The 14759-nt window shown below is 38.6% G+C and carries 15 protein-coding genes; 13 read left to right on the top strand and 2 right to left on the bottom strand.

Annotated features, from left to right (window positions below):
* The first annotated feature begins 3 nt into the window (after positions 1-3).
* From HMPREF2961_RS12390 to HMPREF2961_RS12335, 12 genes are all read left to right on the top strand, one after another.
* Entirely contained in the window at positions 4-1254 is a 1251-nt protein-coding gene (locus HMPREF2961_RS12390; RefSeq protein WP_070704865.1) for a PTS ascorbate transporter subunit IIC, read from the top strand.
* A complete protein-coding gene (locus tag HMPREF2961_RS12385; protein WP_002316015.1) occupies positions 1255-1992 on the top strand; it encodes a sugar isomerase domain-containing protein in 738 nt (245 codons plus the stop codon).
* Between the two features lie 135 nt (positions 1993-2127).
* Entirely contained in the window at positions 2128-2871 is a 744-nt protein-coding gene (gene truA, locus HMPREF2961_RS12380; RefSeq protein ID WP_002316014.1) for a tRNA pseudouridine(38-40) synthase TruA, read from the top strand.
* Between the two features lie 234 nt (positions 2872-3105).
* A complete protein-coding gene (msrA, locus tag HMPREF2961_RS12375; protein ID WP_044382711.1) occupies positions 3106-3909 on the top strand; it encodes a peptide-methionine (S)-S-oxide reductase MsrA in 804 nt (267 codons plus the stop codon).
* A gap of 139 nt (positions 3910-4048) precedes the next feature.
* The gene (locus tag HMPREF2961_RS12370; protein ID WP_002348342.1) at positions 4049-5005 is read left to right on the top strand and encodes an aldo/keto reductase; all 957 of its coding nucleotides are present in this window, start codon (positions 4049-4051) and stop codon (positions 5003-5005) included.
* A gap of 276 nt (positions 5006-5281) precedes the next feature.
* Positions 5282-5980, top strand: a complete 699-nt coding sequence (locus HMPREF2961_RS12365) for a FadR/GntR family transcriptional regulator (RefSeq protein WP_002316012.1) — start codon at positions 5282-5284, stop codon at positions 5978-5980.
* Between the two features lie 149 nt (positions 5981-6129).
* Positions 6130-7446 (top strand): PTS sugar transporter subunit IIC, encoded by a 1317-nt coding sequence (locus HMPREF2961_RS12360; RefSeq protein WP_070704861.1) that lies wholly within the window; start codon positions 6130-6132, stop codon positions 7444-7446.
* Positions 7447-7462: 16 nt separating this feature from the next.
* Positions 7463-8878 carry a glycoside hydrolase family 1 protein gene (locus tag HMPREF2961_RS12355; RefSeq protein WP_002316011.1) on the top strand — a complete coding sequence of 472 codons (1416 nt, stop codon included), beginning with the start codon at positions 7463-7465 and terminating at the stop codon, positions 8876-8878.
* A gap of 312 nt (positions 8879-9190) precedes the next feature.
* On the top strand, positions 9191-9511 hold the full coding sequence (locus HMPREF2961_RS12350; protein WP_002316010.1) for a PTS sugar transporter subunit IIB: 321 nt from the start codon (positions 9191-9193) through the stop codon (positions 9509-9511).
* 24 nt (positions 9512-9535) lie between these two features.
* Positions 9536-9853, top strand: a complete 318-nt coding sequence (locus HMPREF2961_RS12345; protein ID WP_002292496.1) for a PTS lactose/cellobiose transporter subunit IIA — start codon at positions 9536-9538, stop codon at positions 9851-9853.
* A 28-nt stretch (positions 9854-9881) separates the two neighbouring features.
* Complete coding sequence (locus tag HMPREF2961_RS12340; protein WP_002316009.1) at positions 9882-11135, top strand: PTS sugar transporter subunit IIC; 1254 nt, start codon at positions 9882-9884, stop codon at positions 11133-11135.
* Positions 11136-11356: 221 nt separating this feature from the next.
* The gene (locus tag HMPREF2961_RS12335; RefSeq protein ID WP_002292498.1) at positions 11357-11815 is read left to right on the top strand and encodes a GNAT family N-acetyltransferase; all 459 of its coding nucleotides are present in this window, start codon (positions 11357-11359) and stop codon (positions 11813-11815) included.
* Positions 11816-11951: 136 nt separating this feature from the next.
* Here HMPREF2961_RS12335 and HMPREF2961_RS12330 read toward each other — a convergent pair whose 3' ends face one another.
* Positions 11952-12266, bottom strand: a complete 315-nt coding sequence (locus HMPREF2961_RS12330) for a YrhK family protein (RefSeq protein WP_002292499.1) — start codon at positions 12264-12266, stop codon at positions 11952-11954.
* A gap of 30 nt (positions 12267-12296) precedes the next feature.
* On the bottom strand, positions 12297-13430 hold the full coding sequence (locus HMPREF2961_RS12325) for an alcohol dehydrogenase catalytic domain-containing protein (RefSeq protein WP_070704858.1): 1134 nt from the start codon (positions 13428-13430) through the stop codon (positions 12297-12299).
* Between the two features lie 290 nt (positions 13431-13720).
* On the opposite strand from HMPREF2961_RS12325, the gene HMPREF2961_RS12320 reads away from it, so the two are divergent.
* On the top strand, positions 13721-14581 hold the full coding sequence (locus HMPREF2961_RS12320; RefSeq protein ID WP_025477375.1) for a hypothetical protein: 861 nt from the start codon (positions 13721-13723) through the stop codon (positions 14579-14581).
* Positions 14582-14759: the final 178 nt, after the last annotated feature.

The raw sequence follows: 14759 nt of genomic DNA, 5'->3' as shown, positions 1-14759 counted from the left end.
AGAATGAATTTCATTAGTGAACACATCTTGAAGAATCCGCCCGTCTTGTTAGGTTTGATTGCGATGCTCGGGCTGTTCATCCAGCGAAAATCATTTTCAGAAACGGTTAAGGGAGCTTTGACCGCTGCATTTGGTATGGTTGCTTTGACCGCCGGAGTCAATATGCTGGTCGGAACGATTTCTCCAATCAATATAGCTGTCCAAACACAGTTGGGTGTAGAAGTGACAGAAGGACTATCTGATGTGACGTTTACTGCAGAATATGGCGGAACGGTCGGATTAGCTATGTTTTTAGGATTAGTTATCCATTTATTGATTGCTCGGTTTACACCTGTGAAGACGATCTTTTTAACAGGTCATATGCTTTGGTGGTTTCCTTTCGTATTTGTAGCAGCTGGTGTGGAAGCAGGACTGTCAGGGGGAGCATTGATTGGGATCAGCGGGATTTTATCGGCTTGTTATTGGTCGTTTATGCCGTGGATCATGCGCAAATATGTCTGGGATGCTACGGGAGATGATTCTTTCCTGATTGGTCATCCAACGGGTGTTTTGTCTTTAGTTTCAGGATTTGTAGCAAAACGAGTAGGAAATAAAGAAAAATCGACAGAAGATATCAAAGTACCTGAGAATCTTTCATTTTTCCGAGAAATCTCAATTACAGGTGCACTAGTCATGTTCTTGATGAATACCGTAGTTGGGATCATCGCACCTGTTTTGATACCAGAAGGGGATAATCTCCTGATGTTTTCGATTGAAGCAGGGTTGAATTTTGGTGCAGGACTACTCATTATGCTATATGGTGTCCGACTACTGATCAATCAAATCATTCCAGCGTTTCAAGGGGTTGCAGAAAAAGTCGTACCGGGAGCGAAACCAGCATTTGATGTGCCTATTTTATTCAATTATCGACCAAATGCAGTGATTATCGGTTTTATCGTGGCAATGATCACTTCTACGATTTTAGTTGTTTTGGCGAATTCATTCCATCTATTCGGCGTGTTGCTTGTGCCATTAGTAATCACAAGTTTCTTTGAATGTGGTGGTGCAGCAGTCATCGGTGAAGGTCAAGGTGGCTTTCGTGGAGCGGTTGTCGGAACAATCGCAGCTTCATTTGTCATGGTCGTATTAGCTGGTTTTTCAGCTATTGTTTTTAGTACGACGATCCAAAGCTGGATATTGATTTTCGGCGGAAACGATTTGTCGTTATGGGGAATGATCGGTAGAGGATTTAGCGGTTTGTTTGGAGGGTTCTAGATGTTCAAATATATGGATAAAATCAAACAGTTATTAGATTTGGTTGAAAAGGAAGAAAAAAAGTCAATCAAAGAAGCAATCGATGTATTGACCCAAGCGAATCTGCAAAAACGTTCGGTCTATATTTTTGGTGCTAGTCATGCTGGTATCTTAGCGGAAGAGATGTATTATCGGGCAGGTGGGATGATGACCATCAATGCTATCTTTGGACGAGAAGTGATGCTAGATCGTTCCCCTATCACCTTTACCAGTCAAATGGAACGTTTAGAAGGATATGGAACGAATTTAGCAAAAACAGTTTCATTTAAAAATCAAGATGTATTGATCCTTCACTCGGTATCGGGAAGAAACCCAATCATTATTGATTTAGCGTTAACTGCAAAAGCGAAGGGCGTAAAAATCATTAGTTTGACGAATGTCCAATATTCACGATCGGTCACTAGTCGTCATTCATCAGGGAAACGATTGTTTGAGGTTTCTGATATAGTTATCGATAACCATGGGGATATAGGAGATGCTTGCTGTGAGCTGACAGGTATCGTACAAAAAGCCGGTCCTTCCTCTACTGTAATCGGTGCAGCCATCCTCAATACGATCATCGTGGAAGTTTGCGAACAGCTTATTGCAAATGGGATAAAACATCCTCCTATATTTTATTCGGCGAATTTAGATGGGGGCGATCTGCGAAACGCAGAATTATATGAGGAATATAAAGAAGTGATTCATTATGAATTATAAATAATACAATTGTTCATAAACAATTATTTAAAGCTACTTGGTTTCTCTCACAGAGAAGCAAGTAGCTTTAATTTGTGCTACAATCTTAAAAAGGTAGAGAGAAGACCAAATGGAATATAGAGGAGCCACAAAAATATGAGAAACATCAAGTTGACGATCGAATATGACGGAAAAAGATATTCAGGCTGGCAAAGACTTGGAGATGACGATAAAACCATCCAAGGGAAAATCGAAAAAGTGTTGCATCAGATGACAAATGAAGAGATAGAAATTATTGGATCAGGAAGAACAGACGCCGGCACGCATGCGCGAGGACAAGTGGCAAATTTCAAAACAAACTCAGAAATTGGACTGGCAGAAATGATCGACTTTATGAATCGCTATCTTCCGCGAGATATTGTCATCAAAAGAATCGAAGAGATGCCTGAGCGCTTCCATGCAAGATATAATGCGGTGGGCAAAAAATACAGCTATTATGTTTGGAACAACGTGATTCCTTCAGCATTTGAACGAAATCACAGCTTTTATTTTCCTCAAGAGTTGGATATGGATAAGCTGAATGCAGCTTGCGAAAAATTGATGGGTACACATGATTTCATTGGTTTTTCTGCATTGAAAAAATCAAAAAAATCTACGGTACGTACGATTGATGAATTATCTATCGAACGTAAGGGAGAAATGCTTCATTTTACTTTTGTCGGAGACGGATTTCTATATAAAATGGTGCGAATCATCATGGGAACATTACTAGAAATCGGTACAGGTGCCATGCCGATAGAAACAATCGATGAAATATTCGAAAGCAAAGTGCGGCAGCATGCAGGAGAAACCGTCCCTGCACAAGGTCTGTTTTTGGATGAAGTTTATTATCGTTCATAAAAAAAGAATCATCTTTACTCGACTTCTGAGAACTGGAGAACATCCCTTTTTTCAGAGGTCGTTTTTTAGTTAAACCAAACCATAGAGTATACTTTTTAAGATAAAGATCATCTTATATCATCTGAAGCCGCTTATCTTCTTTGAATAGATACGATTCAATCGCTTATTTCCTCACTTTATGATAAATTACAGCTAAAGTCACTAGCTTGTCTTCTTCGGAAAGGAGGAGAGTCTATGGATAAGGAACAAGTATTCATTCAAACACTTTATAATCTGATTTTAAATCCGAATACACGAGATTGGGAACGAAAAGTATTGATCCAGACAAAGAATGACATAAGAGAGAATACATCCGCTAAAGAACAGTTATCAAAACTAGAAGCAACACTACGTCCATTAGCTATCCGAATGAATCTGACGCCTGACGTAATGGACTTTTATTTATTGCTTACGGAAGGATTTGACACGCAACAAAAATATGACTTTTCCAAGCATGCTATGCAAGATGCTGACTATCAAGAACGTGCAGTATTTGCAGGGGGATGTTTCTGGTGCATGGTCGAGCCGTTTGAATCGAAAAAAGGGAACCTATCCGTTTTGTCAGGATACACGGGCGGACATGTTGAAAAACCAAATTATGATCAAGTAAGTGGTGGTTACACAGGCCATGTGGAAGCTGTGGAGATCATTTATGATACGAGAGAGATAAGTTATAGCGATTTGTTGACAATCTATTGGCAAATAACTGATCCCACAGATGCCTTTGGACAATTTCAAGATAGAGGGAAGCAGTACCGTCCGGTGATTTTTTATCAAGACGAACGTCAGAAAAAATTAGCGGAGCAATCGAAACAGGAACTAGTCAGTTCAGGAACGTTCCGCCAACCAATCGTCACAAAAATTGAACCAGTTGGTACGTTTTGGCCAGCAGAAAATTATCATCAGCAATTTTACAAAAAACAACCGAAACGCTATAAAAAAATTCAGCAAGCACGTAAACAATTTCTGATCTATCAACGAATAAAAAACAAATGGTAAAAAAATACAAGAAAAAATCATTTTGACTAACTCCTTTTCTTTAAAATGTAGTAAACTAAAAGCAGAACGAAAGAAAGCGTTTTAAAAATGGTAAGGAGGAGAAAACTTGTATATTGCAGATAGTGCACGTTATGAAAAAATGGAATATCGTAAATCCGGTCATTCAGGTTTGAAATTACCGATTTTATCTCTCGGATTATGGCAAAATTTTGGTGATTATGATCCTATCCATAACCAAAGAGAGATTTTAAGAGGTGCATTCGACATGGGAATTACCCATTTCGACCTTGCGAATAATTATGGAGGCCCTGCTGGAGCTGCAGAGAAAAACTTCGGGCGTATTTTTAGAGAAGATTTTCAAGCCTACCGTGATGAACTGATTATTTCTAGCAAAGCAGGTTATCATATGTGGGAAGGTCCATACGGAGAATGGGGCTCTCGTAAATCTATCATTTCAAGTTGTGATCAGAGTCTCCAAAGAATGGGGCTAGATTATGTCGACATCTTCTATCATCATCGTCCAGACCCTGATACACCTTTGGAAGAAACAGCAGAAGCATTGATGCAACTTGTAAGACAAGGGAAAGCATTATATATTGGTATATCCAACTATAATGGAGAAGATACCAAAAAAATGACTGAAATTTTAAAAAGAAAAGAAGCACCGTTCATTATTCATCAGATGCGCTACAATATGTTTTCTCGTGAACTACTAGAAGACGACTTATCTCCAGTATTAGAAGAAGAAGGTCTAGGAGCAATCACGTTCAGCCCGCTTGCCCAAGGTTTGCTGACAAATCGTTATCTGCATGGGATTCCTGAAGATTCTAGAGCACATCGTAAGGAAATACCATTCCTTTCAGAAGAACAAGTTGGATCAACTCTGGAAAAAATCAAAGCACTGCAGACAATCGCCGTATCACGAGGGCAATCATTAGCGCAAATGGCCCTTGCATGGAATTTGCGACAAAAATCTGTTACGAGTGTACTGGTTGGAGCAAGTCGGTTAAGTCAGTTACAAGAAAGTGTTCGAATGATGGATAATTTAGATTTCTCACCAGAAGAAGAATTGAAGATCGACCAAATTCTAGAATAGAAACGATGTAATCAAACTTTTTATCCATCTATCAAAAAATGTCATCAAGAATCGAATGAAGCTCATCTATTATTGAACATCATACGTTTTGTCGTTCAAAATAAAAATGATCGAAGGCTAGGAGTGAATTTTATCCTAGTCTTTTTTTATGGTAAATAGCTTCGTTTGTATATCCATGAACGGATGAATCGATTTTTATACAAAAAATCATCAGATGATTCAAACGTGTTATAATAATTACGAAAAAATACATCAGATGAAAAGGAGGTATGTGGTTTGGAAGAAAATAAAACCCTAGTAGAAGTAACCACGGACAAGATCCTTAGATATTTAAAGGAAAAGCAGTTGCAAGTAGGAGATAAATTGCCGAATGAATATGAGTTGTCCGATTATTTAGAGGTGGGACGCAGCACGGTGCGAGAAGCTGTCCGAGCGCTTGCTTCTAGGAATATTCTTGAAGTTCGGCAAGGGGCGGGGACATTTGTCAGTGATAAGCGAGGGATTGCTAATGATCCACTCGGTTTTTCTTTGATTGAAGATCAGGACCGGATGATACGAGACTTGTTTGAGCTGAGATATTTACTGGAGCCAAAGATGGCAGGGTTAGCGGCGGAATATGCAACGAAAAATCAAATCAGCCGAATGAAAAGCTTAACGCAAAAGATTGAAACGTCTTTTCGAGAAGGTACACAAGATCATGTTCAATTAGACATCGATTTTCATACGACGATTGCAGAAGCTAGCGGAAACGTAGCGTTACTGCATATCATTCCGATCATTAATGAATCGATTGCTTTATTTAACAAAAATTATGATATCCAGCATTTGAAAATCGAGACGATCGATATCCACACAGAAATCGTTCAGGCTATCGAGAGGCGGAATGTACTTGCGGCATTTGATGCGATGACTGTCCATATGGCAACAAATCGGAGAGAATTACAGAAAATAATTGGGAAGAAAGAAACTAATTGACAGTTCATCTGATGTATTTTATGATAAATACATCAGATGAATTTTTGTTTTATATTTGGTAAAACGGACAAGCAAATAGTTTTTATTCACCGAAATGTAAGCGCTGACTAACAGGCAAAAAGAGATGACGGCAAGGAGAAGAAGCAGGAATGAGGGGATCTGGAATGAGTTTTATGGATAAATTAGCCAATGTTTTAGGGAACGTGGCAACGAGAATCAATAATTTAAGGTATATCATGGTGATAAAAAACGCATTTGCTGCATTGATTCCGGTAATTATTACGGGTGCTTTTGGCACGTTGTTTTCAGCAATGGTCTTTGATTCGGAAAATGGGTTAGCACAGATAAGTTTTTTGCGTTTTTTAGAAGAATTAAAACCTATCGCATCTGCCATCAGCTATGTCACACTAAGTTTCTTGACCATCTATGCTGTTTTTCTGATAGGGATCGAATTAGCAAGGCTGAATAAAGTGGATGGTGTATTCCCTGGTATTATCGCAGTGATGTCTTATTTATCTGTTAATCCAACTGTTTATGAATTAGTGAATGAAAATCAGACTGTTATAGTAGAGAACGTATTGGCTAAACAATATACAGATACGAAAGGGTTATTTTTGGGAATGTTGGTCTCCATCCTTTCCATTGAACTTTATTGCTGGTTGAGGAAACAGAAAAAACTACAGCTGAGAATGCCTGATACCGTGCCAACGAATGTTTCTGCCAGTTTTTCTGCGTTATTTCCCACGATTCTGACAGTATCAGGTATCGCGGCTGCGGGGTTTATCATCAAAGAACTTACAGGGATGTACCTTTATGATATCATTTACAATGTCGTACAACGCCCATTAGAAGGTGTCGTTCAAGGGCTACCAGGTATTTTGTTATTGATGTTCATTGCGCAAGTCTTTTGGGTGATTGGTATCCATGGAAATCAAATGGTGAAGCCAATTCGAGAACCGTTGCTTTTAGCGGCAATTGCTGTAAATACGGAAGCTTTTGAAGCTGGAAAAGAAGTACCAAACATTATCACTATGCCATTTTGGGATATGTATATGAGTATGGGCGGGTCTGGGGTCACGATAGGTCTACTGATAGCAGTATTGCTAGTGGGAAAGCGAGAAGATATGAAACAAATCACCAAGTTATCTCTTGCTCCTGGGATCTTCAACATCAATGAACCAGTTATTTTTGGTATGCCGATCATGCTGAATCCTATTTTAGCTATCCCGTTTATCTTAACGCCGCTTGTTACAGGAACGATTGGTTATTTTGCAACCGCTTTAGGATTTGCGGCAAAAGCAGTTGTAATGGTTCCTTGGCCGATGCCGCCGATCGTCAATGCTTATCTGGCCACAGCAGGAAATATCGGTGCAGTTATTACGCAACTTGTTTGTATTGTTGTTTCTATTTTGATCTATCTGCCATTCGTAAAAGTAGCAAATCGTGTGGAAAATGATGTGATCTAAAAAACAGGAGGAAATCATGAAAATTACTATTCCAGAAAATTTTATTCTTGGTGCAGCATCTTCTGCTTGGCAAACGGAAGGTTGGAAAGGAAAAAAAGAAGGACAGGATTCGTTTATAGATAGCTGGTATAAAAATGAACATTTTGTTTGGCATAATGGGTATGGTCCAGCCGTAGCAACTAATTTTATGGAGCAGTACCAACAGGATGTAGATTTGATGAAATCCATCCATCTGACACATTATCGGACTTCTATCAATTGGGCTCGTTTTTTCACTGATTACGAGAATTGTATAGTAGATGAAGAATATGCTCAGCATATAAGTGAAATGATCGACTCTTTGATCGAAGCAGACGTAGAACCGATGATTTGTTTAGAACACTACGAAGTCCCTGCTTTTCTTTTGGAAAAATATGATGGCTGGTCTTCAAGAAAAGTGGTTGATTTTTATGCTAAGTACGCAAAGATTGCTTTTGATCGTTACGGTGACAGGGTAAAAAACTGGTTTACATTCAACGAACCAATCGTTCCCCAAACGCGTTGCTATTTGGATGCTGTTCGCTGGCCGCATGAACAAAACACAAAAAAATGGATGATGTGGAATTATCACAAAGTATTAGCAACGGCTAAAGCTGTAGAAATTTACCATAGTGGCAATTATGGCGGAAGGATTGGCTGTATTTTAAATCCTGAGATGGTCTATGCTCGTTCCAGTTCTCCAGAAGACCAAAAAGCTGCTTATATGTATGATCTGTTTTATAATCGAGTATTTTTTGATCCGATGGTAAAAGGGTACTACACAGAAGAGTTCCTAGAGTTGTGTCGAAAACAATCGATTTATTTCGATCCTGCAACAGAGGATTTAGAAACGGTTCAGCATCATACAGTAGATTTCCTTGGGATCAATCAATATTACCCTAAACGCGTTCGTGCTCCTCGTTATCAATGGAATGAAGAGACACCTTTCCATCCAGAACGATATTATGAAGTCTTTGATTTACCTGGAAAGAAAATGAACAATTCTAGAGGGTGGGAGATCTATCCAAAAATCATGTACGATATAGCCATGTATCTAAAAGAAAATTATCATAATATCCCTTGGCTGATAACAGAAAATGGTATGGGAAGAGAACATGAAGAACAGTACATGGATGAGAAAGGAATCGTGCAAGATGACTATCGTATCGAATTTATCGGACAGCATTTGCGTTATTTGATCAAAGCAGCAGAAGAAGGTGCAAATTGCGAAGGTTATATGCTATGGGCATTCACTGACTGTGTTTCACCAATGAATGCATTTAAGAATCGATATGGATTAGTTCGAATCGAATTGAACGATGAACGGAGCAGAATATTGAAAAAGTCTGCTTCCTGGTATCAGTCTCTGATTGATAAGAGAGAATTAAGCTTACCTGATGAAGCCTATAAATAACTAGAAGTTTTTCGAAGATATTGATTGTATTTGATGGTTATTTGGAATAAAGGAGGTTGTGAAAGTAGCATTTTGACCTCTTATTCAAAAAAGTTGTGACAAAAGACTTGTCACAACTTTTTTTGTGCACGTTAAAAGAAATAAATACAATAAAAAAGAATTTGTGTGTTTAGTGTGCGCTTTCTTTTTTAGTGTGTATGCAACTTGGTATAGACCATAAACGTGATATTATCAACTTTTTAAAGCGCTTTTAAAGTTGGCACACTACTTGCTTTATATACAAGTGTAAGAATAGAAAGGAACGTGTTTAAAATGGAAAAGAGAACAATCATGCTTGTATGTTCAGCGGGAATGAGTACAAGCCTCCTAGTCACAAAAATGCAAAAAGCAGCAGAAGCAAAAGGAATGGAAGCAGATATCTTTGCTGTCTCTGCCTCAGATGCAGATAATCAAATAGAATCTAAAAATGTAGACGTTTTACTTTTAGGTCCGCAAGTACGTTTTATGCAAAATCAATTTGCTGAAAAGCTAGCACCTAAAGGCATTCCTCTAGATGTGATCAATATGGCTGACTATGGCATGATGAATGGTGAAAAAGTACTCGACCAAGCAGAAAAACTAATAAACAAATAATAAAAATATCGGAGGAAACAAGAAATGGAAGATCAAAAAAATCTAGAAGCCATCATGGGTCTGATCATGTTTGGCGGAAATGCAAAAAGCGATGCAATGGAAGCGATTGCTGCTGCGAAAAAAGGAGATTTCACTTTAGCAGATGAAAAAATCAAAGATGCAGAGGAATCTTTAGTCCAAGCACATCACTCTCAAACAGAGATGCTGACGCAAGAAGCACAAGGAAACCACGTTGAAGTAACACTTTTGACAGTTCACAGTCAAGATCACCTGATGACATCTATTGCTTTTACAGATTTAGCAAAAGAGATCATTGATCTGTATCGTCGGTTGGACGCGTAATTCACAGTAAAGAAAAGAGGGAAGATTTATGGATAAATTTGTTGCATTTATGGAGAAACATTTTATACCTGTCGCATCAAAAATTGGTGCACAACGGCATTTAGTTGCGATTCGGGATTCATTTATGGTGAGTATGCCGTTAATGATTTTAGGAGCATTAGCAGTAATGATCAATAACTTACCGATTCCCGGATTCCAAGAATTGATGAATTCAATTTTTGGCGGTGAATCATGGAAAGGATTCGGGGCTGCAGCTTGGAACGGCACATTTGCCATTCTTTCTGTCTTGATTGCTTTCTTACTTGCGTATCATTTAGCTAACGGCTACCGAAAAGACGGTGTTTCCGCAGGTGTGATTTCTTTAGGCTCTTTCTTTGCTTTAGGCGGAGCATTAGGTATGAGCTCAAACGGTTTGTTTATTGCTATTATTGTTGGGATTATTTCAACAGAAATCTTTGTACGTTTAAGCGGAAATGAAAAATTGATCATCAAAATGCCTGATGGTGTGCCACCAGCAGTTGCGAAAGCATTTGCTTCATTACTGCCAGCAATGATCACTATCTCTGCCTTTGCTTTAGTTGCTGCAATTTTTGCTGCATTTGGGGTTGATGATATCGTAGGTTCGTTCTATACAGTGGTCCAAGAACCATTTATGGGACTTGCGAACTCTTATCCATCTGCATTATTGCTTGCATTTATCACACCATTCTTATGGTTCTTTGGTTTACACGGGGCGAATATGGTCGATCCTTTGATGCAAACGATCAATGCGCCGGCAATCGAAGCAAATGTCAATGCGATCGCAGCTGGACATAGCGCACCATTTATCGTGAACAAACCTTTCTTCGACAGCTTTGTCAATTTAGGAGGAACAGGTGCAACATTAGGTTTACTGTTAGCTATTTATTTAGTAGGACGTAAAAACAAACCGTATATGGTTGTAACAAACTTGTCGATTGCGCCAGGTGTTTTCAATATCAATGAACCAACGATGTTTGGTTTACCGATCGTATTGAATCCAATCATGTTCATTCCATTTATTTTGACACCAATGGTCTTAGTTAGTGTTGCGTACTTTGCGACTTCTACAGGTTTAGTGCCAGCAGCTACTGTTATGCCACCATGGGTAACACCACCAGTTATTGGCGGTGTATTGGCAACGAAGAGTATTGCAGGTGGTGTACTGGCCGCTGTCAATCTGATCCTTTCTATTTTGATCTATCTGCCGTTCGTCAAGGTAGCTACGATCCAAGAAAGAAGAAAAGAAGCTTTGGATGCTTAATGAAAAAAGAAAGCAGAACCGGTTATCTGGTTCTGTTTTTTTATGGAAATAAGTAATTTAAAACTTAGGATCGAATAATGAATGAGAAAATCGAGGTATATTTGTCTTGAAATTTGTGTATAAATAAAAAATCCCATTCATTCAAAAAAATCGAGCGATTGGAAAGCTATTTGAAATACAAGGTGCTATAATAGACCAAATATGAATGGGAGAGAGTACAAATGGAGAGAAGAACAGTCATAAAATTGCGGGATCGACCGACATTGATAAAAGAAACAGCCGAATGGTTTGCTTCAAAATGGCATCTGCCAGTTGCTGTTTATGAAGAAAGTATCCAAGCAAGCACGAGAAAAAACACATCGGTTCCGCAATGGTATGTGGTGTTGAATGAATGGGGAGAGATTATTGCAGGTGCAGGTGTTGTTGACAATGATTTTCATGATCGAGTAGATTTGACTCCGAATGTCTGTGCGCTGTTTGTTGAAAAAGACTACCGAAACCAACGGATTGCCAAAATGATTTTAGAAACGATCAAGCAAGACTTTGCAGAAATGGGCGTAAAGGTGCTTTACCTTGTGACGGATCATACGGATTTTTATGAAAAATACAATTGGCAGTTTATCGGGATGGCTCAGGATAATGAAGGAATTCCTGTGCGAGTGTACCAAATGACGCTGTAAGAGTAGATACATGAAACAGCATAGACGTGAGTATATAGAGAAGGAAACCGAAAAATTGTTCTATACTTAGAAATTTTTCGAATCGCAGTATGCGAAATATGCACAACACAAGAATAACAAAAAAGCATGGAGAAGGCTAAACTGCCTTCCCATGCTTTTTCCTTGTTCTTTTCTCGTCGTAAATGAAAATGTTCCTAACGATTCTGAGAATAGGACGAATCGTCAAGAAAACAGCACCAGCCAAATAAAAATAGGTGCCATATCGATCGGGGATTTTAGTTAAGGAAGCAAGGCTTCCAAAAATATAGAAAATCCCGGTTAATAAGTCGACAGCTAGTGAGATCAATGTGTAACGGTTTTGGAAATAGAAGCGGAAGCGACGTCCTCGTATTTCGATATCTTCTTCTTTTCCTATTTCGATCTCATGGGTATTTCGTTTGATTTTGGGCATAAAGAAAATCACCTGTATTTTTTACTGATTTCAAGGTTTCAAAACAACTTTTATATTTTTATCTTCTTTTTTGTCAAAGATCTCATATGCTTGTGCTGCTTCTTCTAGTGGCAGCGAATGAGTAATGATCTGTGTAGGATCAAATAGTCCTTCTGCAATCATTTCGTAGATTTTCGGCATCAGATGGATAATTGGTGCCTGTCCATGCTTGACCGCAATATCTCGCATGAAAAACCCTTGAAGCGGGTAAGAAGAAGCTGGCGTCATATACACACCAGTTACTTGGACGGTTCCGAATTTTTTGACAGCTTGCGAAGCCATCTGTAATGGAGAAATCGTGCCGCTTTGTAGGCTCACCAAATTTTTTGCTTTTTCTTTTACAGGTTCTAACCCATCCATTCCTACACAATCGATGATGACATCGGCACCACCTTTAGCCAACTCATACAATTCCGTTCCAGCTTGTGCTGTGTCTTCTAAGAAATAAGTTTCCACGCCGTTGTAATTAGCCGCTTTATCTAAACGATGTTGTACTGGATCCACTGCAATCACGCGCTCTGCTCCAGCCATTACAGCGAATTTTTGAGCAAATAGACCGACTGGACCAGATCCTAGAATCACAACTGTATCGCCTTTTTTTACGCCTGCATTTTCAACGCTCCAATAAGCTGTAGGCAAAATATCTGATAAAAACAAAACTTTTTCATCAGGAAGATTATTATCTGGAACGACAAACGACGTAGAGTCTGCATAAGGTACTCTTAGGTATTCTGCTTGCCCACCCCAATGATTGCCATTCAACTTGCCAAAACCGAAAAGCCCGCCATATAACTGATCTGGATTTGTTTCATCACATTGGCTTTCCATGTGATTCAGGCAGAAATGACAATGACCACAACTGATATTAAAAGGGATAACCACTCGTTGCCCTTTTTTCAATGTTTGAACTTGTGATCCTACTTCTTCAACGATTCCCATAGGTTCGTGACCTACAACATACCCTTTTTCCAAAACTGCTTCACCATGATGATAAAGATGCAGATCGGAGCCGCAAATGGCGGTTGCTGTGATACGGATGATTGCGTCTGTTGGTTCTAATATTCTTGGATCATCTACGTTTCTGATTTCCATTTTTTGTTTTCCTTGCCAAGTGACTGCTTTCATTGGAGATGCTCCTTTCAGATTCACAAAATTGTCTGCATTATTGGTACTACAGATAGTTTCATTCTAAAGGAGTTCTTATCTTTTTGATAATGAAACGCTTTTTTCTCAAAATAAAAATCCTCAAAAAAGCAAGAGTTCCAAAATTTTTTTTTATTAGAAAAAGAAGGAGTGTGCCTTCATTGTATCCTTACGTACAGTAAAGTATAGTTGAACTATTGAATCATTTTAACTATTTAAACAATAACCAACCATCATTCGTTTCAGTGAAAAAACAAATACGAGGAGGCGTAATGAAACAAATTCAAAATAAATGGAATAAACGGATCATTGTTATGATTAGTTCTGTCTGCCTGTTTTGCCTGACTGTTATGCTTTGTTTAATAAGCACCTTGGCAAATCAACATTTTATGTTAGAGCAAAACATGCAATCGGACTATGCGAAAAAAGTAGCTGCTGAGATCAATCGAGAGATCCAAAGCTATCATTATGAGATCGGAGCTCCGGCTGAAGCATTGGAAAAGATTGTTTCTGAAGAACTAGTACAAAAAAATATCGAGCTTTTCATCCGCAACAGATATGAAAAAGAACCAGTAGAACTGATTGGAGAAAAGGAAGTAGAAGAAAAGCTCCAAGAGATAATCAATACATACAAACAAGAAGAAGCAGAGGATGATCCATTTGCTAGTGAAGAAAACAATTTACTCATCTATATGACTTCTGGGATTTTTCGACGAGGAATACAATCAATCTATTTGATGTCGTTCATCGATCAGATATTGACGATACGAGAGCGAATGGTTTCTTTTCTTCCAATGATCAGTAGTATCTTGCTTGTATTGCTGAGTGGAGTGTTTTATTTATACAGAATGTCTTGGAAAAAAGTTCTTTGGTCATTTGCAGTGGTGATAGGAGGTGCGGGCTTCCAATTATTAAGTCTGTCAGTCAGTCTCTATTTGTACGATATGGCCAGTCAGTTAGATATTCGAACCCAAGCACTCGAACATTTGTTAGACACATATATTTTGTCATTCATCCAATTTTTTAGTGTAGTAGCAATCGTTGAAGTAGTGATAGCAGCTGGATTATGGTGGATTGGCAAGAGAGTGAATACTGAAAAAAAGGTTTTTTCAAAAAGAAACGGATATAAATAATAAGAGGTTGTGACATGAAATCTGTCACAACCTCTTGTTATGAATAAATGGGGTTCCCCTACCAACTCCTCGGTCACAATATTCATAAAACATAGGAAGCTATTTTTTGAAATTGCTTCTTGTGACTCAGAGCTAAACGGTAGGTTCACAACCTCTTGGTAAACGGTGTTCAAAAGCC

This window comes from Enterococcus sp. HMSC076E04, from assembly GCF_001814285.1.
GTDB classification, from domain to species: domain Bacteria; phylum Bacillota; class Bacilli; order Lactobacillales; family Enterococcaceae; genus Enterococcus_B; species Enterococcus_B lactis.
Note: the sequence above shows the minus strand (reverse complement) of the source record. Positions and strands in the feature narration are given on the sequence as shown.

What these genes read in the sequence shown, in the direction of transcription:
- HMPREF2961_RS12390 (WP_070704865.1), top strand. Translation starts at nt 4, where the DNA reads ATGAATTTCATTAGTGAACACATCTTGAAGAATCCGCCCGTCTTGTTA.
- HMPREF2961_RS12370 (WP_002348342.1), top strand. Translation starts at nt 4,049, where the DNA reads ATGGAATATCGTAAATCCGGTCATTCAGGTTTGAAATTACCGATTTTA.
- msrA (WP_044382711.1), top strand. Translation starts at nt 3,106, where the DNA reads ATGGATAAGGAACAAGTATTCATTCAAACACTTTATAATCTGATTTTA.
- truA (WP_002316014.1), top strand. Translation starts at nt 2,128, where the DNA reads ATGAGAAACATCAAGTTGACGATCGAATATGACGGAAAAAGATATTCA.
- HMPREF2961_RS12360 (WP_070704861.1), top strand. Translation starts at nt 6,130, where the DNA reads ATGAGGGGATCTGGAATGAGTTTTATGGATAAATTAGCCAATGTTTTA.
- HMPREF2961_RS12325 (WP_070704858.1), bottom strand. Translation starts at nt 13,430, where the DNA reads ATGAAAGCAGTCACTTGGCAAGGAAAACAAAAAATGGAAATCAGAAAC.
- HMPREF2961_RS12355 (WP_002316011.1), top strand. Translation starts at nt 7,463, where the DNA reads ATGAAAATTACTATTCCAGAAAATTTTATTCTTGGTGCAGCATCTTCT.
- HMPREF2961_RS12385 (WP_002316015.1), top strand. Translation starts at nt 1,255, where the DNA reads ATGTTCAAATATATGGATAAAATCAAACAGTTATTAGATTTGGTTGAA.
- HMPREF2961_RS12345 (WP_002292496.1), top strand. Translation starts at nt 9,536, where the DNA reads ATGGAAGATCAAAAAAATCTAGAAGCCATCATGGGTCTGATCATGTTT.
- HMPREF2961_RS12340 (WP_002316009.1), top strand. Translation starts at nt 9,882, where the DNA reads ATGGATAAATTTGTTGCATTTATGGAGAAACATTTTATACCTGTCGCA.
- HMPREF2961_RS12320 (WP_025477375.1), top strand. Translation starts at nt 13,721, where the DNA reads ATGAAACAAATTCAAAATAAATGGAATAAACGGATCATTGTTATGATT.
- HMPREF2961_RS12350 (WP_002316010.1), top strand. Translation starts at nt 9,191, where the DNA reads ATGGAAAAGAGAACAATCATGCTTGTATGTTCAGCGGGAATGAGTACA.
- HMPREF2961_RS12330 (WP_002292499.1), bottom strand. Translation starts at nt 12,266, where the DNA reads ATGCCCAAAATCAAACGAAATACCCATGAGATCGAAATAGGAAAAGAA.
- HMPREF2961_RS12335 (WP_002292498.1), top strand. Translation starts at nt 11,357, where the DNA reads ATGGAGAGAAGAACAGTCATAAAATTGCGGGATCGACCGACATTGATA.